Genomic DNA, 25,998 nt, shown 5'->3' with positions numbered 1-25,998 from the left:
CAACGCAGCATGCTGCAGTTTCGCAATGCGCAAGATCTCTTCACTCACGAAAACGGGACCGCCCGATCGAACCAGTTGCCCGATGCGATCACGCCACGGCCTGCGATACGGTCCGGATGGATCTCGTAGACCAGGCAAAGGACCTCGTTTGTCCCCACCAGCACCCGCACCTCGCGCTTGATGTACTCGCCGCTGCCGTCGGGCCGCACCTCTTCGAGCCCGTCGAGTTGGGCCTCCACCGCCGGCGCAATGGCGTAGACCTCGCCGACCAGCACGCCGCTGCCGCCGAGCACAGCGCCCGGATAGCTGCCCAGGTCGTACAGCGTGCCTTGGATGCGCGCATCGGCCACGAAGCGAGGGGCGGGCCGAAAGCGCGCAATGTCGTTGCGCCCGCCGCGCCGCAAGGTGCCGTAGACGAACACATGGCGGGGCTCGGAGGGGGATTGGGGCATCATCATCGGCTCGTCCTCGCAATACGCCGCAGTCTATTGAACTCCGCCCTCCCCGCGCCCGGCCGCCTCGTCGCCTACGGGTGCCTGGCCCTCAGCATGTCGCTGGTCGGCAGCTACGTCGCTCTCTCCAAGCCGCTGGTCGTCGCCTTCCCGGTATTCCTGCTGGCCTGGCTTCGCTTCGGCATCGCAGCGCTCGCGATGCCGCACTGGCTGCGCCGCCCGCCCGACGAGCCGGCGATGACGGCGCGCACGCGCGGCCTGGTCTTCCTCGAGTCCTTCCTCGGCAATTTCCTGTTCTCGATCTGCATGCTTTTCGGCGTGAGCTTGACCAGCGCGGTTGCGGCTGGCGTGATCATGGCCTCGATCCCCGCCGTAGTCGCAATCGGCAGCAGGGTCTTCCTGCGCGAGAGCATCACGCTGCGGACAGCCCTCGCCATTGCCTGCGCGGCCGGCGGCATCGGCCTGCTCGCGCTCGCGCCCGCGCAGCCTTCCGCGCACACGGGCAGCAGCACCGCGGTCTCCATGCCCTGGCTCGGCAACCTGCTGGTGTTCTGCGCGGTGCTCTGCGAGGCGGCTTACGCGGTGATCGGCAAGTCGCTCACGGGCAAGCTCGGGCCCAAGCGCATTTCCTCCCTGATCAATCTCTGGGGCTTCGCGCTCTCGACCCCGCTGGGCCTGTGGTTCGCACTGCGCTTCGACTTCGGCGCTGTTCCGCCGGGCCTGTGGGCTCTGCTCGTGGTCTATGCGCTCGCCGCCAGCATCTGGACGGTGTGGCTCTGGATGACGGGCCTCAAGGGGGTGCCGGCCTCGCAGGCGGGCGTGTTCACCGTGATGCTGCCCGTGAGCGCGGCGATGGTCGGCGTGCTCGTGCTCGGCGAGACCCTGTCGCTGCTGCAGGTGTGTGCCTTCGCGTTTGCGCTGCTTGGCGTCGTGCTCGCGACCTGGCCTTCGCGCCGCGCCTGAAGCACGGGCGCATGGCCCGAAGGCGCTCCAGAGTGCGAAGCACTGCCTTCTCTCCTCTGAAAAAACAACAGCTCCCAATGAAAAAGTCCCTTTTTCCCTTGGAAACGCGTTTTTTCTCCTTTAGCATCCGCAGTGCCAGTGGAGACACCGTTTTCATTGGTGAAAAGTGACCAATCCAAAAAGGAAATCAACCATGGCAACTGCAAAGAAGGCTCCGGCCAAGAAAGCGCCTGCAAAGAAGGCTGCTCCTGCGAAGAAGGCCGCACCGGCCAAGAAGGCTGCTCCGGCGAAGAAGGCGGCACCTGCCAAGAAGGCTGCTCCCGCCAAGAAGGCTGCTGCGAAGAAGGCTCCCGCCAAGAAGCGCACGCCCAACGCCGCGTTCATGAAGGCCCTGACCCCCAGCCCGGCGCTCGCCGCCGTCGTGGGTTCGACGCCTCTGCCGCGCACCGCCGTCGTGAGCAAGCTGTGGGACTACATCAAGAAGAACAACCTGCAGGACAAGGCCAACAAGCGCAACATCAACGCCGACGCCAAGCTGAAGGAAATCTTCGGCAAGCCGCAAGTGTCGATGTTCGAGCTGGCCTCGCTGATCGGCAAGCACGTGAAGTGAGCCCCGGAGCGCCTCAGGCGCTTCAATAAAAAAGCCGGCGCAAGCCGGCTTTTTTCTTGCGGACGCCAGCGCTTGCAGCGGCTCAGTGGGCGCCGCGCGCCTGCGCTGCCTTGGTGATGACCGACAGCGTGCCGCGCGTGGTGATCACCTCCGGGTCCAGCGGGATCTCGATCAGCGTACCCCTGTCGGCCGCCAGCGCACGCAGCAGCGCGGCCTCGAACTGCGCGGTCTCGGTGACACGCTCGGCCATGTAGCCATAGGCGCTCGCCAGTGCGCAGAAGTCCGGGTTGGCCAGCGCCGTGCCGCTCACCTTGGCCGGGTACTCGCGCTCCTGATGCATGCGGATGGTGCCGAACATGCCGTTGTTGAGCAGCACGATGATGCTCTTGCCGCCATGCTGCGAGGCCGTGGCGAGCTCTTGCCCGTTCATCAGGAAGTCTCCATCGCCCGCGATGGTGAAGGCGACACGGCCGGTCGCGATGTTCGCCGCAATGCCCGCCGGCACGCCGTAACCCATGGCACCGCTGGTCGGCGCCAACTGCGTCTTGTGCCCCTTGGCGAGGCCGTGGTAGCGGAAGTACCGGTGCACCCAGCTGGCGAAGTTGCCCGCCCCGTTGGTGATGGCCGCGTCCGCGGGCAGGTGCTGCTGCAGGGTGCGAACCACTGCCGCCAGATCGACCGCGCCGCGCGGCGACTCGGCCGGCAGTCCGGCAAGCGCCTGCGGCTCCAGGTAGGCGAGGTAGTCGGCATGCAATTGCGCGGCCCACGGCTCCCACGGCACTTCGGCAGGGGGACTCAGCACCTCGAGGCTGCGCGCCGCCGCGCTCATGCCGGCGTTGATGGCGAGGTCGGCCTGGTAGACGCGGTTGAGCTCCTCGGCACTCGCATGGATGTGAACCAGCGTCTGGGCCGGCCGGGGCGCCTCCAGCAGCGTGTAGCCGCCCGTCGTCATCTCGCCCAGCCGCGGCCCGATGGCCAGCACGAGGTCGCTGTGCTTCACATGCTCGGCCAGCTTGGGACTGATCGCGATGCCCACGTCGCCGGCATAGAGCGGGTGATGGTTGTCGAAGGTGTCCTGGAAGCGGAAAGCGTTGGCCACCGGCAGCTTCCAGCTCTCGGCAAAGCGCTGCAGCGCCTGCGCCGCCTGCACGGTCCAGCCGCCGCCGCCGGCGATCACCAGCGGGCGCTGCGCCTTCACCAGCAGCTCGCGCAGGGTCCGCAGCGCGCCCGGGTCGCTCCAGGGCTGAACTGCCTCGACGCGCGCCAGCGGCCGCGCCGAGGTCATGCTGCGCAGCATGTCTTCGGGCAGCACCAGCACGACGGGGCCCGGGCGACCGTTCATCGCGGTCGCGAAGGCCCGCGCGACGTACTCGGGAATGCGGTCGGCATCGTCGATGCGCTCCACGCGCTTGGCGAAGCCCTTGGTGCTGGGGCCGAAGAAGCTGCAGTAGTCGACCTCCTGGAAGGCCTCGCGGTCGCGGAAGTCGCTGCCGACATCGCCGACGAAGAGCACCATCGGCGTCGAGTCCTGGAAGGCGTTGTGCACGCCGATCGATGCATTGGTCGCCCCCGGGCCGCGCGTCACGAAGCAGATGCCCGGCCGGTCCGTCAGCTTGCCGTGCGCCTCGGCCATGAAGGCGGCCCCGCCCTCCTGGCGGTTGACGACGAAGCGGATGCGCTCGGCATAGGTGTGAAAGCCGTCGAGCACGGCCAGGAAGCTTTCGCCCGGCACACCGAACGCAAGCTCCACGCCTTGCTCGATCAGGCACTCGACGATCAGATGGCCTGCGGGTTGCGACGAACTCATGAACGGGCGCCTCTCTGCTGCAATATCGAAGGAAGCGGCCATTATCCGCACACCGCACGAACGCTTGCCTTAATTCCCCAACTGGTTACATTGCACCCCATGAAGACGCCGCCGATTGCGCCCATCGAACCCCGCTCGCGCGATGCCGATCGATCGCAGCTCGCGATCCTCGACTCGGCCCGCGACGAGTTCGCGCAGCGCGGCCTGGCCGGCGCACGCATGGACAGCATCGCCGCGCGCGCAGGGCTCAACAAGCGCCTGATCTACTACTACTTCGGCAGCAAGGACGACCTTTTCCTGGCCGTGCTCGAGCGCACCTATGCCGACATCCGCGATGCCGAGCAGCAGTTGCACCTGGACGAGGTCGAGCCGGTGGAAGCGATCCGGCGCCTGGTCTCCTTCACCTGGCACTACTACCTCGACCACCCCGAGTTCATCACGCTGCTCAACAGCGAGAACCTGCATCGTGCCGCGCACCTCAAGCGCTCCGGGCGCATCCAGGACATGAATTCACCGCTGGTCCAGTTGCTCGACGGCGTGCTCGAGCGCGGCCGGCGCGAGAAGCTCTTCCGCGCCGGCATCGATCCGGTGCAGCTCTACATCTCGATCGCCGCGCTCTGCTACTTCTACCTGTCGAACAACGACACGCTGTCGGCCATCTTCGGCCGCGACCTGCGCGCACCCAAGGCGATGGCACAGCGCCTGTCGCACATGACCGACCTCGTGCTGGGCTACGTCCTGCACTGATAAGGGTATCTCCTAGGACCGGGCCGTTGCAGGCTCGCACGGGGCTTCCTAAAATCTCTAATTCACTTATTGGTGAATTGAAGTCGGGCCAAAACGCCCAGTCCAACCAGGAGACACCGTGCCGCTCACCACCCGCCGCCATGCCCTCGTCGCCACGCTGGCCCTTTGCACCGCGCTTGGCGCGGCCGCCCAGGGCGCCTACCCGAACAAGCCGATCCGCGTGATCGTGCCCTTCGCCGCCGGTAGCACCACCGACATCATTGCCCGCGCCATCGCCGACAAGATGGGCGCCAGCATGGGCCAGACACTGGTGATCGACAACCGCGGTGGCGCCAGCGGCACCATCGGCCAGCAGGCCGTGGCCACGGCGGCGCCGGACGGCTACACGATCATGATCCACTCGTCCTCGCACACGGTCAGCCCTTCGACCTTCGCCAAGCTGCCCTTCGACACCGTGGGCGACTTCGTCGGCATCACGCCGATCGCGACCCTGTCCAACGCACTGGTGATCTCGCCCTCGAAGAACATCAAGACGCTCAAGGATCTGGTGGCCGCCGCCAAGGCCAAGCCCGGCAGCATCAACTTCGCCTCCGCCGGCCAGGGCAGCGCCACGCACCTGAACGCCGAGAAGTTCAAGATGGCCGCCAACATCGAGGCCACCAACATCCCCTTCAAGGGCTCGGCCGAAGCCGTGACCGAAGTGCTGGCCGGCCGGGTCGACTACTACTTCTCGCCCATCGCCCCGGTGATCGGCCAGATCAAGGACGGCCAGCTGCTGGCGCTTGCCGTGGGCTCGCCCAAGCGCGCCGCCGCCCTGCCCGACGTGCCCACCACCGCCGAGGCCGGCGTGCCCGGTTCGGAGTTCAACTTCTGGATCGGGATGATGGCCCCCGCCAAGACGCCGCGCGACATCGTCAATCGCCTCCACGACGAAGTCGTGAAGGCACTCGCCAGCCCCGAGGTCAAGGAACGCTTCCTCAAGCTGGGCGCCGATGCCTGGACGCTCAAGCCCGAGCAGTTCGACGCCTACATCAAGGAAGAGATCGCCAGCAACGCCAAGCTGGTGAAGGCCGCCGGCCTGACGCCCCAGTGACGACCTCCCACGCATTTCCCTCGACCCCCTTCTTCATTCGGCAGACCTTCTGACATGGCTACCCAACGACTCGGACTCATCATGCACGGCGTCACCGGACGCATGGGCATGAACCAGCATCTCATCCGCTCCATCTGCGCCATCCGCGCGCAGGGCGGCGTCACCCTTTCCAATGGCGACCGCGTGATGCCCGACCCGATCCTGATCGGCCGCAATGCCGAGAAGATCGAGGCCCTGGCCAAGGCGCACGGCATCGAGCGCTGGGGCACCGACCTCGACCGTGCGCTGGAGAACAAGGACGACGTCATCTTCTTCGACGCCGGCACCACCCAGATGCGTCCGACCCTGCTGGCCAAGGCCATCCGCGCCGGCAAGCACGTCTACTGCGAAAAGCCGATCGCGACCAACCTCAACGAGGCGGTCGAGATCGCGCGCCTGGCCCAGGGCTCGGGCCTCAAGCACGGCGCAGTGCAGGACAAGCTGTTCCTGCCCGGCTTGCGCAAGCTCGACATGCTGCGCCGCGCCGGCTTCTTCGGCCGCATGCTGTCGGTGCGCCTGGAGTTCGGCTACTGGGTGTTCGAGGGCGACCTGCAGCCCATTCAGCGCCCCTCGTGGAACTACCGCAAGGAAGACGGCGGCGGCATGATCCTGGACATGATGTGCCACTGGCGCTATGTGCTGGACAACCTGTTCGGCGAAGTGCAATCGGTGTCGTGCATCGGCGCGACGCACATCCCGAAGCGCTGGGACGAAAGCGGCCAGCCCTACGAAGCCACGGCGGACGATGCGGCCTACGCGACCTGCGAACTGCGCGGCCACGCCGGCGAGCCGGTGATCGCGCAGCTCAACATGAGCTGGGCCACGCGGGTGCGGCGCGACGACCTCGTGACCTTCCACGTGGACGGCACCGACGGCTCCGCGGTCGCGGGCCTGTCGTCCTGCCGGGCGCAGTCGCGCGTCGCCACGCCGCGGCCGGTGTGGAACCCGGACGAGAAGCAGACGATGAACTTCTTCGACCAGTGGCAGGAGATCCCGGATTCGCAGGTCTACGACAACGGCTTCAAGATCCAGTGGGAGCACTTCATTCGCCATGTGGTCGAGAACGCGCCGTACAAGTGGACGCTGCCCGAGGGTGCCAAGGGCGTGCAGCTGGTCGAAGCCGCGCTCGAATCGTGGCAGGACCGCCGCTGGATCGACGTGCCGGAACTCAACATCTGAGGTGCCGATGGCTCTCTCGCTGACCCTCCCCGTCGCCGGCGGCACGCTCGCCCCCTACACGCTGCGCGGCACGACGCCGCTCAAGCCGCCGCCGGGCGGAAATATCGACCCCCACGCTTCGCTGCCCCCTGAGGGCGGCTCCGGCGGCTTGAGGCGGCCCAGCGCCGCCTCGTTCAACCGCATCGCCTACTCGGCCGCGCACGTCGTGGCCGACCCGTTGGCCGCGATCGACCCGTGGCTGCAATGCGCCATCGATTGGGACACCACCATCGCCTACCGCCGCCATCTCTGGTCGCTCGGGCTGGGCGTTGCCGAGGCGATGGACACGGCGCAGCGCGGCATGGGCCTGGACTGGCCGACCTCGCTGGAGCTGATCCGCCGCTCGCTCGACGCAGCCAAGGACGTGCCCGGCGCGCTGGTCGCTTCCGGCTGCGGCACCGACCACCTGAGCCTGAGCGACGTGAAGAGCGTCGACGACGTGATCCGCGCCTACGAGGAGCAGATGGCGGCCATCGAGGCGCTGGGCGGCAAGCTGATCGTGATGGCCAGCCGCGCACTGGCCCATGTGGCAAGAAGCCCGGCCGACTACGAGCGCGTCTACGACCGGATCCTGACGCAGGCAAGGCAGCCCGTGATCCTGCATTGGCTGGGCGACATGTTCGATCCTGCGCTGGCCGGCTACTGGGGCACGGCGGATGTCGACGCCGCCATGGACACCGCCCTGGGCATCATCGCGGCCCACCCTCACAAGGTGGACGGCATCAAGATCTCGCTGCTGGACAAGGACAAGGAAATCGCGATGCGCCGCCGGCTGCCGGCCGGCGTGCGCATGTACACCGGCGACGACTTCAACTATGCCGAGCTGATCGCCGGCGACGGGCATGGCAGCGAGCCGACGCACGGCAAGAGCGACGCGCTGCTGGGCATCTTCGACGCCATCGCGCCGGCAGCCAGCGCCGCGCTGGGCGAGCTGGCCCTGGGCAACACCGAGAAATTCCACGCCATCCTCGGCCCCACGGTGCCGCTGTCGCGCCACATCTTCGCGGCGCCCACGCGCTTCTACAAGACGGGCGTGGTCTTCATGGCCTGGCTCAACGGCCACCAGAAGCATTTCACGATGGTGGGTGGGCAGCAGAGCACGCGCTCGCTGCAGCACCTGGCCGAGCTGTTCCGGCTGGCTGACGCGGCCCATCTGCTGGACCAACCCGAGCTCGCGGTCGCGCGCATGAAAACGCTGCTGGCCTTGCACGGCGTCGAGGACTGAAGCCCAGACCCAGGGGAATCGCACCATGCAGTTGCCCGATCGCATCGAAGACCTCGAACAGCTCGAGGAACTGCTGTCCCGGCCCTCCGATGCGCTGGTGCAGACCCTGGAACGGGTCGATGGTGACATCCTGGTGCTCGGCGTAGGCGGCAAGATGGGCCCTACGCTGGCGCGCATGGCCAGGCGCGCGAGCCCCGGGCGGCGCGTGATCGGCGTGGCGCGCTTTTCCGAGCCGGGCCTGCGCGAGCGCCTGCAAGCGCAGGGCATCGACTGCATCGAGGCCGACCTGCTGTCGCGCGAAGCGCTGGCCAGCCTGCCCGATGCGGCCAACGTCGTCTTCATGGCCGGGCGCAAGTTCGGTTCCTCCGGCAGCGAATGGCTGACCTGGGCGATGAACGCCCACGTGCCGGCGCTGGTGGCCGAGCGCTTTCGCCGCTCGCGCATCGTGGCCTTCTCCACCGCCTGCGTGTATCCCTTTGCCGATGTGCGCGGCCCGGGCGCCCGCGAAGAGGTGCCGCCCACGCCGCCGCCGGGCGAGTACGCGAACTCCTGCGTCGCGCGCGAGCGCTTGTTCGAGCACTTCTCGCACCTGTACCAGACGCCCGGCCGGCTGATCCGGCTCTCTTACGCGATCGACATGCGCTACGGCGTGCTGCACGACCTCGCCCAGAAGCTGGTCGCGCGCGAGCCCATCGACCTCACGATGGGCCACGCCAACATCATCTGGCAGGGCGAGGCCAACGACTGGACGCTGCGTGCGCTCGCGCACTGCGACACGCCGACCTCGCCGCTCAATCTCAGCGGCCCGGCCATCGCCATCCGGGAGGCAGCACAGGGGCTGGCGCAGCGCCTCGGCGTCGAAGCGGTCTTCACTGGCCGCGAGGCCGACACGGCCTGGCTGATCGACTGCACCCGTGCCTTCCAACTTTTCGGTCCGCAACAGGTCACGCTCGCCCGCATGCTGGACTGGACGGCCGACTGGGTACGGCGCGGCATGGCCAGCCTGAACAAGCCCACCCACTTCGAAGCCCGCGACGGCAAGTACTGAGCCATGCGCTACTCCGAAATTCCGCCCGCCTCGCTCGCCTTGCTGCGCCGCGGCGCGGCGATTCCCGCGCACCTGCTCGCGCTCGACGCCAACCGGCGCCTGGACGAGCGCCGCCAGCGCGCGCTGAGCCGCTACTACCTCGATGCCGGCGCGGGCGGGATGGCCGTCGGCGTGCATTCGACCCAGTTCGCGATTCGCGAGGCCGGCCTCTACGCGCCCGTGCTCGAGCTCGCCATGCACGAGGCCCTGACCTGGGAGCCGCTGGACGGGCGCCGGCCCCTCTTCATGATTGCCGGCCTGGCCGGCCCGACCGCCCAGGCCCGGGCCGAAGCCGCGACCGCGCAGAGGCTGGGCTACCACGCCGGCCTGCTGAGCCTGGCCGCGATGAAGGGTGCGAGCGAGGATGCACTCATCGACCACTGCGCCGCCGTCGCCGAGGTGATGCCGCTGGTGGGCTTCTACCTGCAGCCTGCCGTCGGCGGCCTCCACCTGCCGGCCAGCTTCTGGCGCCGCTTCGCAAGCATCGACAACGTGATCGCGATCAAGATCGCGCCCTTCAACCGCTACCGCACGCTGGACGTGGTCCGCGGCGTGGTCGAGGCCGGTGCCGAGAGCCGCGTGACGCTCTACACGGGCAACGACGACCATATCGTGCTGGACCTGCTGACGCCCTTCGTCCTCATGCGCGAGGGCTTGCCCGTCACCGTTCGCATCAAGGGCGGCCTGCTGGGCCACTGGAGCGTGGGCACGCGGCGCGCGGTGCAGCTGCTCGCGCGCATCCACGAGGCCGTTGCCACCGACAGGGTGCCGAAGGAGCTCCTGGCCCTCGATGCGCAGGTCACCGACTGCAATGCGGCCCTCTTCGACGTCGCGCACGACTTCCACGGCTGCATCGCCGGCTGCCACGAGGTGCTGCGGCGCCAGGGGCTGCTGGACGGCACGTGGTGCCTGGACCCGCACGAGGGCCTCAGCCCGGGCCAGGCCGACGAGCTCACGCGGGTGCACGACGCCTACCCTGAACTTCACGACGACGCCTTCGTCGCCACCCATCTCCCACGCTGGCTCGGCTAGCACCAGGGGCCTGTTTCCCAGTCCGACGCATCACAAGGAGACACCATGCAGAAGCGCCACCTGATCCGAAGCATCGCCCTTGCTGCCACCCTCGCCGCGCTGGGCGCGCCCGCCCTCGCGCAGGAATGGAAGCCTTCGCGCCCCGTCACCATCATCGTGCCCTGGGCGGCAGGCGGCTCCACCGACCAGGTGACGCGCGTGACTGCTGCGGAGATCGAGAAGACATTGGGGCAGAAGGTGGTGATCGTCAACCAGCCCGGCGCCTCGGGCTCCATCGGCAGCAAGAGCGCGCTCGACGCACCCAAGGACGGCTACACCTGGACCGCCGGCGCCGCGCAGGACCTCGGTTCCTACGAGACGCTGGGCATGCTCAAGACCAAGATCGGCGACTGGCACCTGTTCCTCAACGTCGCCAACGTGCAGGTCATCGGCGTCAATGCGGCTGCGCCCTACAAGAATGCCAAGGAGCTGCTGGACGCGATGAAGGCCAAGCCCGGCCAGATCAGCGTCGCAACCGCCGGCGTGACCTCGGCCGGCCACAACGCGATGGAACTGATCGCCAAGAGCACCGGCGTCAAGTACCGGCACGTGACCTACGACGGCGGCAACCCGGCCGTGGTCGCCACCGTGGCCGGGGAGACCGAGGTCACCACGCAGCTCGCCGTCGAGCAGGCCGACATGATCCGCGGCAAGCGCATCCGCCCGCTGGCCACGGTAAGCGACAAGGCGCTGGAGCTGGAAGGCTTCGGCACCATCGAGCCGCTGTCGAAGACGTTGCCGGGCTTCAAGGCACCGGCCAACTACTTCGGCATCTTCATTCCCAAGGGCGTGCCCGACGAGGTGGTGAAGACGGTGGAGAAGATCTGGGTCGACAACATCGCCAAGAGCGAGGTGCTGAAGAAGTACGCCACCAGCCGCGGCGCCCTGTTCGCGCCGCTGTACGGCGCCGAAGCTCAGACCGCGGTGACGCCGGCCATCCAGGCCAACGCATGGCTGCTTTTCGATAGCGGCAAAGCCAAGGTCTCGCCGGAAACGCTGGGCATCGCGCGGCCATGACGAGCGAAGCGCCCGATGGCGACCACGATGCGGCGGAGGCACAGGCCGATGCGGCAGCGATGGCGCGCAGGACTTCGCCGCGCTCGGACCTGCGGCAGGCGCTTGGCTGGGTCGCGCTCGGCATCGCCACGATCGTCGGCTCGCTGCGCATGGACCGCCTCGAACAGCAGGACATCAACCCCTACACGGTGCCGGGCCTGCTGCCCGGCTGCCTGGGCGCAGCAGTCGCATTGTTCGGGCTCCTTCTGGCTTACCGCTCCTGGCGCCGCCTTGCCGCCTCGCCGCGAGTCCCGGGCGCGCTCGACGGAAGCGACCGGGCGGAGTTCCGGCGCATTGCAACCGTGCTCGCGCTGTGCGTCGGCTTCGCTGCCGGCCTCGTCGGCCGCGGCCTCGCCTTCTGGCTTGCCACGGCTGTCTTCGTCACTGTCTCGATCGCTGTCCTGCAGTTCGCCGAACGCAGCGCAAGGAACCAGCGCCTGCGGGGGCTGGCGTTCGCGCTGGCGGTGGGACTGGGGACCGGGTTCATCGTGACTTTCGTGTTCCAGGAACTGTTCCTGGTGCACCTGCCCTGAACCACGGGAGAACGCATGTTCGATGGCCTGAGGATGCTGGGGGAGTCGTACCTCGGCTTCCTGAATGTCTGGTCACTCGCCTACGGATTGGGCGGGGCCCTGCTGGGCATCATCGTCGGCGTGCTGCCCGGCCTGTCGGCCACGCTGTGCATTGCATTGCTGACCACGCTGACGATCAAGCTGTCGCCCAACGATGCCATCCTGATCCTGATCTGCGCCTATGTCGGAACCATCTATGGCGGCAGCCGCACCGCCATTCTCCTCAACATCCCGGGCACGGCTGCCAATGCGGCGTCCTGCGCAGACGGCTTTGCGCTTGCGCGCAAGGGCGAAGCTGGCCGCGCCATCGGCATCGCGACTTCGGGTGCATTCACGGGCACGCTGTTCGGCGTGCTGTGCCTCGCCATGTTCACGCCGGCACTGGCGGAGATCGCGCTGTCCTTCGGCGCCTTCGAGTTCTTCTGGCTCGCGCTCTTCGGCGTCGCCATGTCGGGCAGCATCGTCGGCCAGGACCCGCTCAAGGGCTGGCTCATGGGCTGCCTCGGGCTGCTGGTTGCACAGATCGGCCAGGAAGGCCTCTATGCGTACGACCGCTTCACCTTCGGATGGGACGAACTCTCCGGCGGCATCGCGCTGATCCCCGCGCTGATCGGCGCCTTCGGCTTCGCCGAGGTGCTGACCTCGCTGGCCGACCCCATCGAGCGCAAGATCATCAACTTGCGCGATTCCGTACTGCCTCGATTCCGGGAAGTCTTCAGATACTGGCGCACCGTCCTGCGCTCTGGCGTGATCGGCGTGGTGACAGGCATCCTGCCGGGCATCGGCGAGGACTCCGGCGCCTGGATGTCCTACGCGGCCGCCAAGGCGGCGAGCCCCGAGCGCGAGCAGTTCGGAAAGGGCTCGATCGACGGCTTGATGGCGGCAGAGACCGGCGACATGTCGGCCATTCCCGGCGGCATCATCCCGGCGCTGGCGCTCGGCATCCCTGGCTCGGCCCCCTCGGCGGTGCTGATGGCTGCCATGATCATCCACGGTATCCAGCCGGGACCGATGCTCATGATCAAGACGCCGCATTTCATCTACGACGTCGTGGCAATGACCACGCTGGCCACCTTCAGCATTCTTTTCTTCGGCCTGTTCCTGGTGCGACCGCTGATGCTTGTTCTGCGCGTGAGGCGCTCCGTCCTCATGCCCATCATCTTCGTGCTGTGCACGGTGGGCGCGTACGCCATCGCATCACGCCTTTTCGACGTGTACGCGATGCTCGCGGTAGGCGTCGGGGCGTTCTTCCTGCGCCGCCGCGGCTACGAGATGGCACCCTTCGTGCTCGGGCTCGTGCTGGGCGACCTGCTGGACAAGAGCCTGCGCCGCGGGTTGGTGCTGTCCGATGGCAGCCTCGCCCCCTTCTTCACGCGGCCGATCTGCGCGGTGCTCGCAGCGGTCACCATCCTCACGATGCTGATGTACATCCCGGCCGTGAATGTGCGCGTGCGCCGGGCCTGGAGCGAGGCCAAGCGCTTCATGTTCCAGCGCAGTGCCTGAGGACGCCGGCCCATGAAGTTCGCGCTCTGCAACGAAGTGCTGAAGGAACTGCCCTTCCCCGAGCAATGCCGTGTCGCGGCCGCGCTGGGCTACGACGGGCTCGAGGTGGCGCCCTTCACGCTCGCGGCCGATCCGATGAGCCTCGGCGACGCGCAGGCGCGCGAGTTCGGCCGCGTGGCACGCGAACACGGCCTGGAGATCAGCGGCCTGCACTGGCTCCTGGTGGCGCCGGCCGGCCTCTCGATCGTGAGCCCCGACACCGCCCTGCGGCGGCGCAGCACCGCCGTGATGCAGCGCCTGGTCGAGCTCTGTGCGCTGATGGGCGGGCGCTACCTGGTACACGGCTCGCCGAAGCAGCGCTCGGTGCCGCCGGGCGAGACGCGTGCGGCAGCGCTGGAGCGCGCGCACGAATGCCTGGCTGCCGCCGCAAGGACTGCGGAACAATGCGGCGTTGTCTATTGCATCGAGCCGCTCTCCACCGCCGAGACCGACCTCCTCAACACGGTGGAAGAGGCGGTCGAACTGGTGCAGGCCATCGGTTCTCCCGCCTTCAGGACCATGATCGACTGCAGCGCCGCGGGCCAGGTGGAGCGCGAAGACATTCCAGCGCTGATGCGCCGATGGATGCCCACCGGCCACATTGCCCATGTCCAGGTCAACGACCCGAACCGCCGCGGCCCCGGCCAGGGCGGCATGCGCTTCGCCCCCATCCTCGCGGCGCTTCAAGAGATGAGGTCAGCCGGGCACTACCAGGGCATCGTCGCGGTGGAGCCCTTCGACTATGTGCCGGACGGCATGGGCTCGGCGGCGCGCGCCATCGGCTACCTGCGCGGGCTCGAGGAGGCCTCGGCACATGCATGACGCACCGCGCTTCGCCGTCCGCGAGGTCGCCCTGTTCGAGCGGCCCGTGGTGCTGCGCCTGCCCTTTCGCTTCGGAGTGGTCACGCTGACCGAATGCCCGCAGGCTTTCGCGCGCGTTCGCATCGAGTTCGCCGACGGATCCAGCGCCTGGGGCGCCGCCGCGGAGCTGATGGCGCCCAAGTGGTTCGACAAGAACCTCGCGCTCGGCAACGAGGACAACTTCGACCAGCTGCGCCGCGTCACCACACTCGCGCGCGAGGCCTACCTGAGCGACGCCGCGCTCGCGACCGCCTTCGGCCACTTCGCGCGGCACCATGATGCGCACCGCGTGGCCGCCGCATCGCTCGGCTTCAACGCCCTGCTGGCGAGCTACGGGCCCGCGCTGCTCGACCGGGCAATCCTCGATGCGCTGTGCCGCGGCCTGCAGGCATCCTTCTACGCTGCCGTGCGCAGCAACGTCGCGGGCATCGGGCCGGGCCGGCCCGAGTTCGATGGACTGGGCATCGACGCCTTCCTGGCGAGCATGGCTCCCGCCGGGAGCATCGAGGCGCGCCACACCGTCGGCATGCTCGATGCGATCACCGCGGCCGACCTGAAGCATCCAGTGGCCGACGGCCTGCCCGAGACGCTGGAGGAGGTGGTGCGCGTTTACGGCCACCGCTACTTCAAGCTGAAGGTGGGGGGCGACATCGCATCCGACCTGGATCGCCTCGGCGCCGTCGAGGACGTGCTGGACCGCATGGGCGAGCCCTACTTCGCCTCGCTCGACGGCAACGAGCAGTACGCCGATGCCGCGGGTATCGCGGAGCTGATGGCGCGCGTGCGCGAAACGCCGGCGCTCGCTCGCCTCTACGCTTCGATCCTCTTCGTCGAGCAGCCCATCGCCCGCAGTTTTGCGCTCGAGCGCGACCTCCGCGACGTGCGCAGCGCGAGCATCGGCAAGCCGGTGATCATCGACGAGTCGGATGGCGAGCTCGACAGCTTCGTGCAGGCGCGCGCATGCGGCTACGCCGGCGTCTCCTCGAAGACCTGCAAGGGCTTCTACAAGTCGCTGCTCAACGCGGCGCGCTGCGCGAAGTGGAATTCAGAGCAGTCGCAGACTCACTACTTCATGTCGGCCGAAGACCTGACCACGCAGGCCGGCCTGGCCGTGCAGCAGGACCTGGCGCTGGTCAGCCTGCTGGGCATCACGCACGTCGAGCGCAACGGCCATCACTACGTCAATGGCATGGCCGCGCTGCCACTCGCCGAGCAACAGGCCTTCCTCGAGGCGCACGGCGATCTCTACGAGCGTTCGCACGGCGCGGTGCGCCTGCGCATCCGCGACGGGCGCATCAAGCTCGGCTCGCTGGATTGCACCGGCTTCGCGAGCGCGGCCATGCCCGACTTCGATGCGATGCAGCCGATGGCTTGCTGAGCTTTTTCTTGTTCTCTCTCAACTCCGGCTTCCATGCGCAATTTCACCCAAGGCCACGAGTGGCTCTCGATCAACACCGCAACCATCCGCAAGCAGCGAGGCGCCGAGGTGCCGCTTAACCGGCTCATCGACCAGTGCGCGGCGCTGGGCATCCGCGCCATCAGTCCCTGGCGCGACCAGGTCGCAGCAGTCGGGCTCGACCGCATCGGCAAGCAGTTGCGCGCCCACGGCATCGGCCTTTCGGGCTACTGCCGCGGTGGCTTCTTTCCAGCACCCGATGCCGCCGGGCTGAAGGCAGCGCTGGAGGACAACCGCCGCGCCATCGACGAAGCCAAGACGCTCGACGCGCCCTGCCTGGTGCTGGTGGTCGGCGCCCTGCCCGGCGCGCTCGAGGGCCGGGTGCACTACAAGGACATCGGCCGCGCGCGCAGCGAGGTGCGCGACGGCATCGCCGCTTCGCTCGACTACGCACGCGAGGTCGGCATGCCGCTCGCGATCGAGCCCCTGCATCCCATGCAGGCCGCCGACCGCGCCTGCATCAACACGCTCGAGCAGGCGCTCGACCTGTGCGACGACCTGGACCCGCAGCGCTCGGGCATGCTGGGCGTGGCGCTCGACGTCTACCATGTGTGGTGGGACCCGAAGCTGCAGCAGCAGATCGCGCGCGCCGGCAGGGAACGCCTGCTGGCCTACCACGTGTGCGACTGGCTCACGCCAACGCGCGACCTGCTGAACGATCGCGGCATGATGGGCGATGGCGTGATCGAGCTGCGCAAGATCCGCGCCTGGGTCGAGGCCGCGGGCTACGCCGGCTTCAGCGAGGTCGAGATCTTCTCGGCGCTCGACTGGTGGCAGCGGCCGGGCGAGGAAACGCTGGCGATCTGCATCGAGCGCCACCGCAGCGTGGTCTGAGTCCAGCGAGCAGGCAAGAGCCGCACGGCCGCTCCGAAGGCGAAGGTACTTCAGTGAGCCGCCTGTGCTGCAATTCGGCGCATGGCTGATCCGACCCTCGACGACCTGCGCCGCTATGCCGTCGCGCGCACCCTCTTCAAGGCCACCACCCTGCCGGGCGCGATCCGGCGCCTCGGCTTCGTGCAGGCCGATCCCATCCGCGCGCCGGCGCGCGCGCAGGACCTGACCCTGCGCCACCGCGTGAAGGACTACCGCGCGGGCGATCTCGAGCGCCGCTACGCCAGGCTGGCGATCGAGGAGGACTGCCTCGTCAACTACGGATTCCTGCCACGCGAGCACCTCGCGCTGATGCATCCGCGCGAAGCCCGCCGCGCGTGGGATGCGGAGACCCAGCGCAAGGCGGCCGACGTGCTGGCCTTCGTTCGCGAGCACGGGCAGGTGCATCCGCGCCAGGTCGAGGCGCATTTCGCGCATGGCCGGGTGAAGAACTACTGGGGCGGCTCGAGCAACGCCACCACCCACCTCCTCGACGGTATGCACTACCGCGGCCTGCTGCGCGTGGCGCGGCGCGACAGCGGCACGCGCATCTACGAGGCGGTGGCCCATGCCCCGGGCGACGACAGCCCGGCCGGCCGGGCGCAGCGCGCCGCCGCCCTCGTCGACCTGGTGGTGCGCAAGTACGCGCCGCTGCCGGCCGCGAGCCTGACCTATCTCGTCCGCCTGCTGGGCTATGGCGCGCCGCAGCTCGCGCCGCAGACCCAGGCGGCCTTGCGCCACGCACGCGAACAACTCGCCAGTTGCCGGATCGAGGGCACGACCTGGTATTGGCCCGCCGACGAGAACCCGGCCTCGCGCCGCTACGCCCCCGACGAAGCGGTGCGCCTGCTCGCGCCCTTCGACCCGGTGGTGTGGGACCGCCGACGCTTCGAGCTGCTCTGGGGCTGGCGCTACACCTTCGAGGCCTATGTGCCCGCGCCGAAGCGCCGGCTCGGCTACTACGCGCTGCCCCTGCTGTGGCATGACCGGGTGATCGGCTGGGCCAATGTCTCGGTGCGCGAAGGCCGGTTGCAGCCGGCCTTCGGCTATGCGCAGCGCAAACCGCGCGGCGCGGCCTTTGGCGCGGCGCTCGATGACGAGCTGGAGCGCATGACGCAGTTCATCGCCGGTCGCTGAGCCTGGTGCTCCTCGATGCCGCTGTTCACGCGGAAGCCCCGCGTGCCACGAGGTCTGCCGCCCGCGCGACAACCCCCGTGCCGCGGCAGTCCTAGAATCTCTCGGCCGCCGCGCGACAGCGCAGCGGCAAGCGTTCTCAGGGCGGGGTGGAATTCCCCACCGGCGGTGATGGCGACCTGTTCGCACGAGCCCGCGAGCGCCCGCGGCGCGCCATGCGCGGCGGGGTCAGCAGACCTGGTGAGATCCCGGGGCCGACGGTTCAGGGCTTGTGTTGCCGCCAGTGGCGGCAAGACAAGCCCTCACAGTCCGGATGAAAGAGAGCGCGGTCCCGCCGCCGGCGGGCGCATCCCCATGCGCCTGCCTGCTGCGGGCTCGTGCGCCCTGATTCAGGCAACCCTTCTTCAAAGGCAAACCATGAGTCAGATCAACGACCTTCCCCTCTCTGCCGTCGGCACGCCCGACGCCTCGCGCGCCCGGCGCATCGCCTTCGTGCAGGCGCAGTGGCATTCCGACATCGTCCACCAGGCGCGCGACGCCTTCGTCGAAGAGATGGAGCGCCAGGGCGTGCCGCGGGCCGACATCGACATCTTCGACGTACCCGGTGCGTTCGAGATCCCGCTGCATGCCAAGCGGCTGGCCCGTTCCGGGCGCTATGCGGGCATCGTCGGCTGCGCGCTGGTGGTGGACGGCGGCATCTACCGCCACGAGTTCGTCGCCAGCACGGTGGTCAACTCGCTGATGGCCGTACAGCTGGAAACCGACGTGCCCGTCTTCTCGGCGGTGCTCACGCCGCACCACTTCCACGAACATGTGGAGCACCGCAAGTACTTCCACCGCCACTTCGCGGTCAAGGGCACCGAGGTGGCCGAGGCCTGCGTGAAGACGCTGGAAGCGCTGAAGCAAGTCGATGCGCTGATGGCAGCCTGAAGAGGTTTGAACAGCGGCCGGGGCCTTCATCTCTGCGGCCCACGGGTGTAGGCTTGCGCGATGGACAGCCACGACGCCCCGACCTACACCCTGTACGGCGCGCCCGGTTCGGGCGCGACGCCCGTCCACGCCGCGCTGACGCTCATCGGCGCCCCCGTGAAGGCGATCGACGTCGCGCCCTGGGAAGGCGACGCCGAACGCGAGAAGCTGAGCGCAGTGAACGCCATGCGGCAGGTGCCGGTGCTGGTCCTGCCCTCGGGCGAACTGATGACGGAGAGCGCCGCGATCCTGATCTGGCTGGGCGACCGCTACCCCGAGGCCGGGCTGGCTCCCGGCATCGGGGATCCGCGCCGCGCACAGTACCTGCGCTGGATGAGCTTCATCCCGGCGGCCATCTATTCGATGTACTGGGTGCGTGACGTGCCCTCGCGTTTGGCGGCCGATGCCGCGGCCGAGGCCGTGATCCAGGAACGCACGGCCGAGCGCATCTCCGAATGCTGGCGCCGGATGGATGCGCAAATGCCGCGCGGCACGGCCTACCTGCTGGGCGAGCGCATCGGCATGCTGGACCTCTACGTCACGGTCATCTCGCGCTGGACGCCGGGTCGCAAGCGCTTCTACCGCGAGGCGCCGCGCATGGCCGAGGTGGTCCGGCGCGTGGATGCCGAGCCGCGCCTGGCCGAGTTCTGGGCTGCGCGCTACCCGTTCACGCCGGGGTGGGAGGACGCGAAGTCCTGAAGCTCATCGAGGCGACCAAGGGTTTGCGCTGACAAATTGGGAGTCGAAAGGTGTCCGGGCGCCGTAAGAATTTCGTAAGATTCGCGCCCCACGCCATTCAGAACCCCTCATGCTCGACATTGATTTGCCAGCGCCTGCTGTGGCAGTTCGCAGCGTTCTAGCCAACGGCGGGATCGTTCCCGCGCTGGCCCTGCTCAACGACCGGACCGATTACCGGTTCACCGCAATCTACAAGCTCAACGGCGAAGTGATGCACGCGGCGCACGCCTTCGACCGAACCTCCGAATACCGCACCTGGCTGAAAGTGGTGCCCCTCGGCAGGAGCTTTTGCCAGTACGTGATGGAGCATGGCGAGTTCGTGACCAGCCACGCGTCCCGGGACCAGCGCCTCACGAATCGTCCCTACGCGGGCTTCGTCGAGTCGTACTATGGCCAGCTGCTCACGCGCGAATGCGGAACGCCGTATGGCACCTTCATTCATTTCGACCTGGAGCCGCGCGGCATCCCCACCTCGGAGATCGCCTTCCTCCGGGAGGTAGTCCCAACCCTCCTCGACTACCTCAATTGAGCGGGCCCCGAGCGAGCAGTACCGGCACCGAGGACACGAGCAGCGCCACGCCCGAGAGCGTCAGCAGCCCCAGCACGATCTGGCGAAAGGCCGCCTCGCTGATGCCGACGTAGAGCCGCGCGCCGAGCAGCACCGGCACCAGCACCGCGAGAGCGACGATGCCCAGCAGCGGCAGCATGGGCACACCGACCAGGCCGGTGCCGAGATAGACCGAGAAGGTCACCACCAGCATCGAGAGATTGAAGTTCTGGATCACCGAGCGCTGCACGTCCTTCTGGAGGCCGCGCAGGGTGCACCAGAGCGTGGGAATGGCGCCGGTAAAGCCGCCCAGTCCGCCGCAGACACCGCCGATCATGCCGACGACGCCGTCGGCCGCACGGCCGCCGGTCTTCACCCGTGGCAGGTTGCGCGCCATCAGCATGGCCGGGCACCAGAGCACGAGCAGCCCGCCGAGGCAGGCCTTGAACAGCGGCACGTCCAGGCGCGGGAGCAGCCACACGCCCAGGGGCACGCCCATCAGCCCGCCGAGCACGAAGGGCAGCAGCAAGGCGCGATCGAAGCCGCGCCGCACCGTGACGGCGGCGATCACCTGGCCGGTCAGCCCGCCGAAGGTGGCGAGCACCGCGGCCAGCCTGGGGTCCACGGTCCACGCCCAGAAGGACATCGCGACCAGGCTGAAGGCGAAGCCCGACAGCCCCTGCACGAAGCCGGCCACGATCGCGCCGAGCGCGACGATCAGGTAAAGAGACGAATCCAACGGGCCGACGTCAGGCTGACGCCGGCACCAGGGCCTCGCGCCGCACCCGCCGCACGTTGAAGGCGCTGGCGATCAGCACCGCCTGCACCACCGCCAGGCCGATGATCACGCTCATGTATTGGCCGTGATCCATCAGCCGCCCGAAGATCAGCGGCGCCACGGCCTGCCCGATGTCCAACCCGGCGTACACCACGCCGTAGACGCGGCCCGAGGCGTTGGCCGGCGTCGAGCGCTTGACGAGCAGGTCGCGCGAGGGCCCGGCGATGCCCGACGCGAAGCCCATGGCACCGAACATCGCCGGCACCAGCACCGGCGGGATATCCACCAGCGCGAGGACCAGCGCCAGCATCGCCGCGACGCCGAAGGCGAAGCCCACGATGCGCTCGCACCGGCTGGGGTCCGAGGCCAGGAAGCCGCCCACCAGCATTCCACCCGAGCTGGCCACCATGTAGACGGTGAGGCAGATCGCAACCAGGGCGACCGGCACGGCATGCAGGTGGCCGGCAGCAGCGGGCGCGAAGGTCTGCACCACGCTCAGCACCATCGCGTAGACGAAGAAGAAGCCGAAGCACATCCACACCGCCGGGATCTTGAGGAAGGCCAGCTCGCCGCCGGCTGCCGCGTCGGCGCCGGTGGCCTTGTGCACGGCCTTCACATCCAGCGCCAGCGCGGCGCGGTTGAGCCAGAGCACCAGCAGGACGACCAGGGCCAACGCGCCTGCGGAGGCCAGGGCCACGCGCCATGAAAACGCGATAGCCAACGGCACCACGAAGGCCGGTGCCAGGGCCCACCCCAGGCTGCCGGTGATGCCATGCACGCTGTACGCATGGCCCAGGCGCGTCGGGGCGACCTTCTGGTTGAAGAGCGTGTAGTCGACCGGATGGAACACGCCATTGCCGATACCGGCCACCACGGCGCTCGCCAGCAGCATCCAGTAGCTCTGCGCGCATGCGTAGCCGATGGCCGCCAGCGCCAGCAGGCCCAGGCCCGCGAAGAGCACCGGCCGCGGCCCCAGGCGGTCGACCAGGAAGCCCGAGGCGGCCTGCACCACGCAGGAGACCACGAAGAACACGGTCAGCACCGCACCGAGCTCGGTGTAGCTGACGTTGAAAGCCTCCTTGAGCCAGGGGAACAGCGGTGGCAGTACCAGTTGCGCGAAGTGGCTGATGGCGTGCGCCAGGCCGACGAGGCCGATCAGCTTGGCGTCGGAACGCAAGGTATTGGAGGCGAGGGAGGCGTCGAGCGAAGACATGAATTGCAACAAGAAACCGGGGGAGCCTCGGATCGTATGCTTAGAGGCCGCGGCAGAATGGCGATACAGAGACAACATTTGTCGAATCCATGCCGTCCCCTGTCTTTGCGCCCGCCCCACCTGCACGCCGACGCGCCGTGCAGCCGGAAGGCCCCGCGCCGACCCATGTCGTGGTCCCCCTCGCGCCGGACCGCTACGCGCCCGATGCGCTGCGGCCGCTGCGCGCCAAGGAGCATTTCCTCAAGGCCGACACCTTCGTCGAGCTGCACACCCACCCGTGGCCGCAGCTCACTTTCTCGACGCGGGGCGTGATCCGCCTGAGCACCGAGGACGGCAGCTACATCGTGCCGCCCTCGCGCGCACTCTGGGTGCCGGCCGACATGGCGCACAGCATCACGCTGATCGAGGACGCGGAGCTGCGCACCATCTACCTGCACAGCTGGCTCGGCCCCGGCTGGGAGAAATGCGAGGTGCTGGAGATCAGCCCCTTGCTGCGCGCTTTGATGCTGGCGCTGGACACCACACCCGACGGCGTGCCGCCTGCCGATCCGCATGCGGCGCAGCGCGAGCGCTGGATCGCGCCGCTCCTGGTAGACGAACTGGAGCGCGCGACGCAGATCCGCATCGATGTGCCGCTGCCCGCCGACAAGCGCCTGCGCCAGCTCTGCGAGACGCTGCTGCGCAACCCCGCCGGCCGCGCCACTCTGGCCGAGCGTGCCCAATCGATCGGTGCCAGCGAACGCACGGTGGCGCGCCTGTTCCGCGACCAGCTCGGCATGAGCTGGCAGCAATGGCGCCAGCAGGCGGTGCTGGCCCATGCGCTGCCGCTGCTGGCGCGCGGCATGGCCGTGAGCCAGGTGGCGTCGGCAAGCGGGTACGCGACAGACAGCGCCTTCTGCGCGATGTTCAAGGCAGCGACGGGGCAATCGCCGACGGCTTTCCAGCACAAAAGGAAGAAATAGCGCGGCCGGGGGTTTGTACAATTCGTACAAATTGCACTTTTTGGAGCTGCCATGCTGACTTACTCCGCTAGCGAAGCCAAGCAGAACTTCGCCGCAATGCTCGATGCCGCCGCCCGGGAGCCGGTGGTGATCCGCCGCCACAACCGCGATGTGGCGATGGTGATTTCGCCCGAGCAATACCGGAAGCTGCATCGCCTCAATGTCGAGGAGCTCAAGCGCCTCGTCGACGGGATCGGCGCCGAGGCCGAGAGGAACGGCATGACGGACGAGGTCCTGGCCGAGATCCTCGCCAGCGATGACTGAACCGCTCCCGCTGCGCCGCTGGGTCATCGATACCAACGTCCTTGTCAGCTGGGTGCTCCGCCCGCTGAGCGTTCCCGGCCGATCGGTCGACCGGGCCATCGACCTCGGAAGGCTGCTCTTCTCGAAGGAAACGCACCGCGAGCTGCTGTCCGTGATCCGCCGCCCCAAGTTCGATGGCTACGTCTCGCTCGATCGGCGGGTGGCATTCCTGATCCGACTCGACGATCTCATCGATTGGGTCCAGCCCACGCGCGCGATCCGCGCCTGTCGCGACCCCAAGGACGACCAGTTTCTCGAAGCCGCTGTGCATGGCAACGCCGATGCGCTCATCACGGGCGACGCCGATCTGCTGACCTTGCATCCGTTCCACGACATTCCCATCCTCACGCCCGAACGATTCCTCTCCGGCTTCGCCCCGCCGGCCCCGGCCGGCTTGCTGCAAGAACCGCCCGCGACCTACCGGACAACAGCACGCAAGACCATCGCGACAACCGTCAAGACTTGAGCGTCAGGGCGCTTTCGTATCATCGGCGGGTGCACCCCAACCATTCCGCGCGGTGAAGGATGGCCCTGAACCGCGACCAGCTCGTGCGCTGGCTCCCCTTCCTCGGCTGGCCCCGCCCCAGCCGCGCGCTTCTCACCGGCGAGGCGCTGGCCGGCATCACGGTAGCCCTGATGGTGATCCCGCAGGGCGTCGCGTATGCGGCGCTCGCCGGCATGCCGCTGGTCACCGGCATCTACGCCTCGCTCCTGCCTGCGCTCATCGGCGTGCTGTTCAGCGCATCGACGCGGCTCTCCGTCGGGCCTACCGCCCTGTCCAGCCTGCTCGTGGCGGCCTCGCTCGGCCCGCTCGCGATTCCCGGCAGCGCCGAGTGGGTGGCCCTGGCGGTGTGGCTGTGCTTCATGTCGGGCGCGATCCAGCTGCTGCTCGGCATGGGCGGCTTCGGCTGGGTCTTGCGCCTGGTCAACTCGCCGGTGCTGATGGGCTTCACCCAGGCTGCCTCGGTGCTGATCATCCTGTCGCAGCTGCCGGCGCTCTTCGGCTTCACGGGCCGGAGCATCGGCCAGCTGTGGCAGGGACCGCCGCCCGATTTCCTGGCGATCGCCTTCGGGCTCGGCAGCATGGCCGCGCTCTGGATCGCCAAGGAGCGCTGGCCCCGCTTTCCGGCCGCCATGGTGGTGGTGGGCGTGTGCGCGGCCATCAGCGCTGCCATCGGCTACGCGCTGCGCGGTGGCGCGGTGGTGGGCGCCCTGCCCTCGGGCCTGCCCGCCTTCTACTGGCCCGGCACACAGCCGCTGGGCACCTTCGGCGCCCTGCTGCTGCCGGCGCTGATGATCACGCTGGTGAGCTTTCTCGAGACGGCCTCGAGCGCCAAGGTCGACAACGCCCGCGCCGGCAAGCTGTGGAACGAGAACCAGGACCTGATCGGCCAGGGGCTCGCCAAGATCGCCTCGGGCTTCTCGGGCGCCTTCCCCACCAGTTCATCCTTCTCGCGCTCGGCCATCAATCTCTATGCCGGCGCCCAGACCGGCTGGGCCACCGTGTTCTGCGTGCTGCTGATAGGCGCCGCGCTGCTGTGGGCGATGCCGCTGCTCTACCACGTGCCGCAGGCAGTGCTGGCTTCCATCGTGGTGATCGCGATGCTGGGGCTGGTGCGACCCGGGCAGTTCGTGTCGCTCTGGCGCATCTCGCGCGTGGAGGCGATCACGGCACTGGTGACCTTCGTTCTCACCATCGCCGCCTCGCCCTCGATCTACTGGGGCGTGCTCGCCGGCCTGCTGATGAGCCTGAGCCACTACATGTACCGGCACCTGCATCCCCGCATCATCGAGGTGGGCCTGCATCCCGACGGCAGCCTGCGCGACCGCCACCTCTGGAACCTGCCGCCGCTGGCGCCCCGGCTGCACGCGATGCGCATGGATGCGGAGCTCGACTTCGCCACCGCCAGCACGCTGGAGCGCGCCATCACCGTCACGCTGGCGATGCGGCCGGAGCTCACCGACCTCTGCCTGTTTGCGCAGCCCATCAACCGCGTCGACGTGACGGGTGCCGAGGTGTTCGGCGCGATCCGCCGGCTGCTGGAATCGAAGGGTGTGCGCCTGCACCTGAGCGGCCTCAAGCTGCCGGCACAGCAGGTGCTGGAGCGCGCCGGGCTGCTGACGGCCGGGCCGATGCTGTTCATCTACCGAACCGATGCCGACGCGCTCGCGGCACTGGGCGCCATGCACGGGATGACCGCTGCGGACGTGGAGGCCGCGCTCAGTCCTGCACCGGCCCGCGCTGACGCTTGACCTCCGCGCGCTGGCTCTTCCCTTCGAGCCGGCGCTGCCTGGCCCCATAGCTCGGCTTGGTAGGCCGGCGCACGCGCGGCGGCAGGGCCACGCTGTCGACCAGTTCCTGCAGCCGCGCCAGCGCGTCGGCACGGTTCATGTCCTGGCTGCGGTGGCGCTGTGCCTTCAGGACCAGCACGCCTTCCTGGGTGATGCGGGTGTCACGCAGCGCGAGGAGGCGCTCCTTCACGGCGTCGGGCAGCGAACTCGCGCGGATGTCGTAGCGCAGGTGCACGGCGCTCGACACCTTGTTGACGTTCTGGCCGCCCGCGCCTTGCGCGCGCATGGCAGTGAACTCGACCTCCGAGGGGTCGATGGGGACGAGAGGGCGCGGCGCGGGCATGCGCCATTCTG

The 25,998-nt window shown here is 68.5% G+C and carries 27 protein-coding genes and 1 riboswitch; of the genes, 22 read left to right on the top strand and 5 right to left on the bottom strand.

Features of this window, described 5'->3' with window-relative positions:
* Window positions 1-44 precede the first annotated feature (44 nt).
* Window positions 45-452 carry a gamma-glutamylcyclotransferase family protein gene (locus ACMGEZ_RS11015; protein ID WP_436822309.1) on the bottom strand — a complete coding sequence of 136 codons (408 nt, stop codon included), beginning with the start codon at window positions 450-452 and terminating at the stop codon, window positions 45-47.
* Between the two features lie 36 nt (window positions 453-488).
* Here ACMGEZ_RS11015 and ACMGEZ_RS11010 point away from each other — a divergent pair, with 36 nt between their 5' ends.
* Together ACMGEZ_RS11010 and ACMGEZ_RS11005 are read left to right on the top strand one after the other, a co-directional pair.
* Window positions 489-1,415 carry a DMT family transporter gene (locus tag ACMGEZ_RS11010; protein ID WP_436822308.1) on the top strand — a complete coding sequence of 309 codons (927 nt, stop codon included), beginning with the start codon at window positions 489-491 and terminating at the stop codon, window positions 1,413-1,415.
* Between the two features lie 193 nt (window positions 1,416-1,608).
* Window positions 1,609-2,025, top strand: a complete 417-nt coding sequence (locus ACMGEZ_RS11005) for an SWIB/MDM2 domain-containing protein (RefSeq protein ID WP_068675343.1) — start codon at window positions 1,609-1,611, stop codon at window positions 2,023-2,025.
* Between the two features lie 82 nt (window positions 2,026-2,107).
* On the opposite strand, the gene ACMGEZ_RS11000 is transcribed toward ACMGEZ_RS11005, so the two are convergent.
* Window positions 2,108-3,832 (bottom strand): thiamine pyrophosphate-binding protein, encoded by a 1,725-nt coding sequence (locus tag ACMGEZ_RS11000; RefSeq protein WP_436822307.1) that lies wholly within the window; start codon window positions 3,830-3,832, stop codon window positions 2,108-2,110.
* Window positions 3,833-3,931: 99 nt separating this feature from the next.
* Between ACMGEZ_RS11000 and ACMGEZ_RS10995 the strand changes: the two genes are divergently transcribed.
* The 16 genes from ACMGEZ_RS10995 (at window position 3,932) to ACMGEZ_RS10920 (ending at window position 20,039) form a co-directional block, all read left to right on the top strand.
* On the top strand, window positions 3,932-4,579 hold the full coding sequence (locus ACMGEZ_RS10995; protein WP_436822306.1) for a TetR/AcrR family transcriptional regulator: 648 nt from the start codon (window positions 3,932-3,934) through the stop codon (window positions 4,577-4,579).
* Window positions 4,580-4,697: 118 nt separating this feature from the next.
* Window positions 4,698-5,672, top strand: coding sequence for a Bug family tripartite tricarboxylate transporter substrate binding protein (locus tag ACMGEZ_RS10990; RefSeq protein ID WP_436822305.1), 975 nt, complete (start codon window positions 4,698-4,700; stop codon window positions 5,670-5,672).
* A 54-nt stretch (window positions 5,673-5,726) separates the two neighbouring features.
* Window positions 5,727-6,890: a Gfo/Idh/MocA family protein gene (locus ACMGEZ_RS10985; protein ID WP_436822304.1), complete on the top strand. Its 1,164-nt coding sequence runs from the start codon at window positions 5,727-5,729 to the stop codon at window positions 6,888-6,890.
* A 7-nt stretch (window positions 6,891-6,897) separates the two neighbouring features.
* Entirely contained in the window at window positions 6,898-8,154 is a 1,257-nt protein-coding gene (locus tag ACMGEZ_RS10980; RefSeq protein ID WP_436822303.1) for a dihydrodipicolinate synthase family protein, read from the top strand.
* Window positions 8,155-8,179: 25 nt separating this feature from the next.
* Complete coding sequence (locus ACMGEZ_RS10975; RefSeq protein ID WP_436822302.1) at window positions 8,180-9,202, top strand: NAD-dependent epimerase/dehydratase family protein; 1,023 nt, start codon at window positions 8,180-8,182, stop codon at window positions 9,200-9,202.
* Window positions 9,203-9,205: 3 nt separating this feature from the next.
* A complete protein-coding gene (locus ACMGEZ_RS10970) occupies window positions 9,206-10,273 on the top strand; it encodes a dihydrodipicolinate synthase family protein (protein ID WP_436822301.1) in 1,068 nt (355 codons plus the stop codon).
* A 45-nt stretch (window positions 10,274-10,318) separates the two neighbouring features.
* Window positions 10,319-11,329 carry a Bug family tripartite tricarboxylate transporter substrate binding protein gene (locus ACMGEZ_RS10965; RefSeq protein ID WP_436822300.1) on the top strand — a complete coding sequence of 337 codons (1,011 nt, stop codon included), beginning with the start codon at window positions 10,319-10,321 and terminating at the stop codon, window positions 11,327-11,329.
* Window positions 11,326-11,901: a tripartite tricarboxylate transporter TctB family protein gene (locus ACMGEZ_RS10960; RefSeq protein ID WP_436822299.1), complete on the top strand. Its 576-nt coding sequence runs from the start codon at window positions 11,326-11,328 to the stop codon at window positions 11,899-11,901. Before ACMGEZ_RS10965 ends, ACMGEZ_RS10960 begins: the two co-directional genes overlap by 4 nt.
* Before the next feature lie 15 nt (window positions 11,902-11,916).
* On the top strand, window positions 11,917-13,443 hold the full coding sequence (locus ACMGEZ_RS10955) for a tripartite tricarboxylate transporter permease (RefSeq protein ID WP_436822298.1): 1,527 nt from the start codon (window positions 11,917-11,919) through the stop codon (window positions 13,441-13,443).
* Window positions 13,444-13,455: 12 nt separating this feature from the next.
* On the top strand, window positions 13,456-14,304 hold the full coding sequence (locus ACMGEZ_RS10950; protein ID WP_436822297.1) for a sugar phosphate isomerase/epimerase family protein: 849 nt from the start codon (window positions 13,456-13,458) through the stop codon (window positions 14,302-14,304).
* A complete protein-coding gene (locus ACMGEZ_RS10945; RefSeq protein ID WP_436822296.1) occupies window positions 14,297-15,721 on the top strand; it encodes an enolase C-terminal domain-like protein in 1,425 nt (474 codons plus the stop codon). Before ACMGEZ_RS10950 ends, ACMGEZ_RS10945 begins: the two co-directional genes overlap by 8 nt.
* A gap of 33 nt (window positions 15,722-15,754) precedes the next feature.
* The gene (locus ACMGEZ_RS10940; RefSeq protein WP_436822295.1) at window positions 15,755-16,633 is read left to right on the top strand and encodes a sugar phosphate isomerase/epimerase family protein; all 879 of its coding nucleotides are present in this window, start codon (window positions 15,755-15,757) and stop codon (window positions 16,631-16,633) included.
* 81 nt (window positions 16,634-16,714) lie between these two features.
* On the top strand, window positions 16,715-17,806 hold the full coding sequence (locus tag ACMGEZ_RS10935; RefSeq protein WP_436822294.1) for a DNA glycosylase AlkZ-like family protein: 1,092 nt from the start codon (window positions 16,715-16,717) through the stop codon (window positions 17,804-17,806).
* A gap of 128 nt (window positions 17,807-17,934) precedes the next feature.
* A riboswitch (FMN riboswitch) is annotated at window positions 17,935-18,132 on the top strand.
* 88 nt (window positions 18,133-18,220) lie between these two features.
* Window positions 18,221-18,733 carry a 6,7-dimethyl-8-ribityllumazine synthase gene (locus ACMGEZ_RS10930; RefSeq protein WP_436822293.1) on the top strand — a complete coding sequence of 171 codons (513 nt, stop codon included), beginning with the start codon at window positions 18,221-18,223 and terminating at the stop codon, window positions 18,731-18,733.
* 60 nt (window positions 18,734-18,793) lie between these two features.
* Entirely contained in the window at window positions 18,794-19,471 is a 678-nt protein-coding gene (locus tag ACMGEZ_RS10925) for a glutathione S-transferase family protein (RefSeq protein ID WP_436822292.1), read from the top strand.
* A gap of 109 nt (window positions 19,472-19,580) precedes the next feature.
* Window positions 19,581-20,039, top strand: coding sequence for a hypothetical protein (locus tag ACMGEZ_RS10920; RefSeq protein ID WP_436822291.1), 459 nt, complete (start codon window positions 19,581-19,583; stop codon window positions 20,037-20,039).
* Here ACMGEZ_RS10920 and ACMGEZ_RS10915 read toward each other — a convergent pair.
* Entirely contained in the window at window positions 20,032-20,796 is a 765-nt protein-coding gene (locus ACMGEZ_RS10915; RefSeq protein WP_436822290.1) for a sulfite exporter TauE/SafE family protein, read from the bottom strand. The genes ACMGEZ_RS10920 and ACMGEZ_RS10915 overlap by 8 nt on opposite strands.
* A gap of 10 nt (window positions 20,797-20,806) precedes the next feature.
* The gene (locus tag ACMGEZ_RS10910; protein ID WP_436822289.1) at window positions 20,807-22,048 is read right to left on the bottom strand and encodes an MFS transporter; all 1,242 of its coding nucleotides are present in this window, start codon (window positions 22,046-22,048) and stop codon (window positions 20,807-20,809) included.
* An 89-nt stretch (window positions 22,049-22,137) separates the two neighbouring features.
* On the opposite strand from ACMGEZ_RS10910, the gene ACMGEZ_RS10905 reads away from it, so the two are divergent.
* From ACMGEZ_RS10905 to ACMGEZ_RS10890, 4 genes are read left to right on the top strand one after another with little or no spacing between them, the layout of a single operon-like run.
* Window positions 22,138-23,010, top strand: coding sequence for an AraC family transcriptional regulator (locus ACMGEZ_RS10905; RefSeq protein ID WP_436822288.1), 873 nt, complete (start codon window positions 22,138-22,140; stop codon window positions 23,008-23,010).
* A gap of 51 nt (window positions 23,011-23,061) precedes the next feature.
* Complete coding sequence (locus ACMGEZ_RS10900; protein ID WP_436822287.1) at window positions 23,062-23,313, top strand: type II toxin-antitoxin system Phd/YefM family antitoxin; 252 nt, start codon at window positions 23,062-23,064, stop codon at window positions 23,311-23,313.
* Complete coding sequence (locus tag ACMGEZ_RS10895) at window positions 23,306-23,818, top strand: putative toxin-antitoxin system toxin component, PIN family (protein WP_436822286.1); 513 nt, start codon at window positions 23,306-23,308, stop codon at window positions 23,816-23,818. The genes ACMGEZ_RS10900 and ACMGEZ_RS10895 overlap by 8 nt, the downstream gene beginning before the upstream one ends.
* Before the next feature lie 59 nt (window positions 23,819-23,877).
* Window positions 23,878-25,605 carry a SulP family inorganic anion transporter gene (locus tag ACMGEZ_RS10890; RefSeq protein ID WP_436822285.1) on the top strand — a complete coding sequence of 576 codons (1,728 nt, stop codon included), beginning with the start codon at window positions 23,878-23,880 and terminating at the stop codon, window positions 25,603-25,605.
* Here ACMGEZ_RS10890 and arfB read toward each other — a convergent pair.
* Window positions 25,574-25,987 (bottom strand): alternative ribosome rescue aminoacyl-tRNA hydrolase ArfB, encoded by a 414-nt coding sequence (arfB, locus tag ACMGEZ_RS10885; RefSeq protein ID WP_436822284.1) that lies wholly within the window; start codon window positions 25,985-25,987, stop codon window positions 25,574-25,576. The two genes, ACMGEZ_RS10890 and arfB, sit on opposite strands and share 32 nt — an antisense overlap.
* Window positions 25,988-25,998 lie beyond the last annotated feature (11 nt).

Source organism: Variovorax stachyos, from assembly GCF_051400855.1.
Classification (GTDB): Bacteria; Pseudomonadota; Gammaproteobacteria; order Burkholderiales; family Burkholderiaceae_C; genus Variovorax.
The sequence above is the reverse complement of the archived record's forward strand: the minus strand, read 5'-3'. Positions and strand labels throughout refer to the sequence as shown.

Excerpts from the sequence above, each read along its gene's own strand:
- ACMGEZ_RS10920 (WP_436822291.1), top strand. The coding sequence starts at position 19,581 with ATGCTCGACATTGATTTGCCAGCGCCTGCTGTGGCAGTTCGCAGCGTT.
- ACMGEZ_RS10970 (WP_436822301.1), top strand. The coding sequence starts at position 9,206 with ATGCGCTACTCCGAAATTCCGCCCGCCTCGCTCGCCTTGCTGCGCCGC.
- ACMGEZ_RS10900 (WP_436822287.1), top strand. The coding sequence starts at position 23,062 with ATGCTGACTTACTCCGCTAGCGAAGCCAAGCAGAACTTCGCCGCAATG.
- ACMGEZ_RS10985 (WP_436822304.1), top strand. The coding sequence starts at position 5,727 with ATGGCTACCCAACGACTCGGACTCATCATGCACGGCGTCACCGGACGC.
- ACMGEZ_RS10935 (WP_436822294.1), top strand. The coding sequence starts at position 16,715 with ATGGCTGATCCGACCCTCGACGACCTGCGCCGCTATGCCGTCGCGCGC.
- ACMGEZ_RS11000 (WP_436822307.1), bottom strand. The coding sequence starts at position 3,832 with ATGAGTTCGTCGCAACCCGCAGGCCATCTGATCGTCGAGTGCCTGATC.
- ACMGEZ_RS10955 (WP_436822298.1), top strand. The coding sequence starts at position 11,917 with ATGTTCGATGGCCTGAGGATGCTGGGGGAGTCGTACCTCGGCTTCCTG.
- ACMGEZ_RS10975 (WP_436822302.1), top strand. The coding sequence starts at position 8,180 with ATGCAGTTGCCCGATCGCATCGAAGACCTCGAACAGCTCGAGGAACTG.
- ACMGEZ_RS10910 (WP_436822289.1), bottom strand. The coding sequence starts at position 22,048 with ATGTCTTCGCTCGACGCCTCCCTCGCCTCCAATACCTTGCGTTCCGAC.
- ACMGEZ_RS10890 (WP_436822285.1), top strand. The coding sequence starts at position 23,878 with ATGGCCCTGAACCGCGACCAGCTCGTGCGCTGGCTCCCCTTCCTCGGC.
- ACMGEZ_RS10980 (WP_436822303.1), top strand. The coding sequence starts at position 6,898 with ATGGCTCTCTCGCTGACCCTCCCCGTCGCCGGCGGCACGCTCGCCCCC.
- ACMGEZ_RS10945 (WP_436822296.1), top strand. The coding sequence starts at position 14,297 with ATGCATGACGCACCGCGCTTCGCCGTCCGCGAGGTCGCCCTGTTCGAG.
- arfB (WP_436822284.1), bottom strand. The coding sequence starts at position 25,987 with ATGCCCGCGCCGCGCCCTCTCGTCCCCATCGACCCCTCGGAGGTCGAG.
- ACMGEZ_RS10905 (WP_436822288.1), top strand. The coding sequence starts at position 22,138 with ATGCCGTCCCCTGTCTTTGCGCCCGCCCCACCTGCACGCCGACGCGCC.
- ACMGEZ_RS11015 (WP_436822309.1), bottom strand. The coding sequence starts at position 452 with ATGCCCCAATCCCCCTCCGAGCCCCGCCATGTGTTCGTCTACGGCACC.
- ACMGEZ_RS10960 (WP_436822299.1), top strand. The coding sequence starts at position 11,326 with ATGACGAGCGAAGCGCCCGATGGCGACCACGATGCGGCGGAGGCACAG.
- ACMGEZ_RS10995 (WP_436822306.1), top strand. The coding sequence starts at position 3,932 with ATGAAGACGCCGCCGATTGCGCCCATCGAACCCCGCTCGCGCGATGCC.
- ACMGEZ_RS10925 (WP_436822292.1), top strand. The coding sequence starts at position 18,794 with ATGGACAGCCACGACGCCCCGACCTACACCCTGTACGGCGCGCCCGGT.
- ACMGEZ_RS10930 (WP_436822293.1), top strand. The coding sequence starts at position 18,221 with ATGAGTCAGATCAACGACCTTCCCCTCTCTGCCGTCGGCACGCCCGAC.
- ACMGEZ_RS10895 (WP_436822286.1), top strand. The coding sequence starts at position 23,306 with ATGACTGAACCGCTCCCGCTGCGCCGCTGGGTCATCGATACCAACGTC.
- ACMGEZ_RS11005 (WP_068675343.1), top strand. The coding sequence starts at position 1,609 with ATGGCAACTGCAAAGAAGGCTCCGGCCAAGAAAGCGCCTGCAAAGAAG.
- ACMGEZ_RS10940 (WP_436822295.1), top strand. The coding sequence starts at position 15,755 with ATGCGCAATTTCACCCAAGGCCACGAGTGGCTCTCGATCAACACCGCA.
- ACMGEZ_RS10965 (WP_436822300.1), top strand. The coding sequence starts at position 10,319 with ATGCAGAAGCGCCACCTGATCCGAAGCATCGCCCTTGCTGCCACCCTC.
- ACMGEZ_RS10950 (WP_436822297.1), top strand. The coding sequence starts at position 13,456 with ATGAAGTTCGCGCTCTGCAACGAAGTGCTGAAGGAACTGCCCTTCCCC.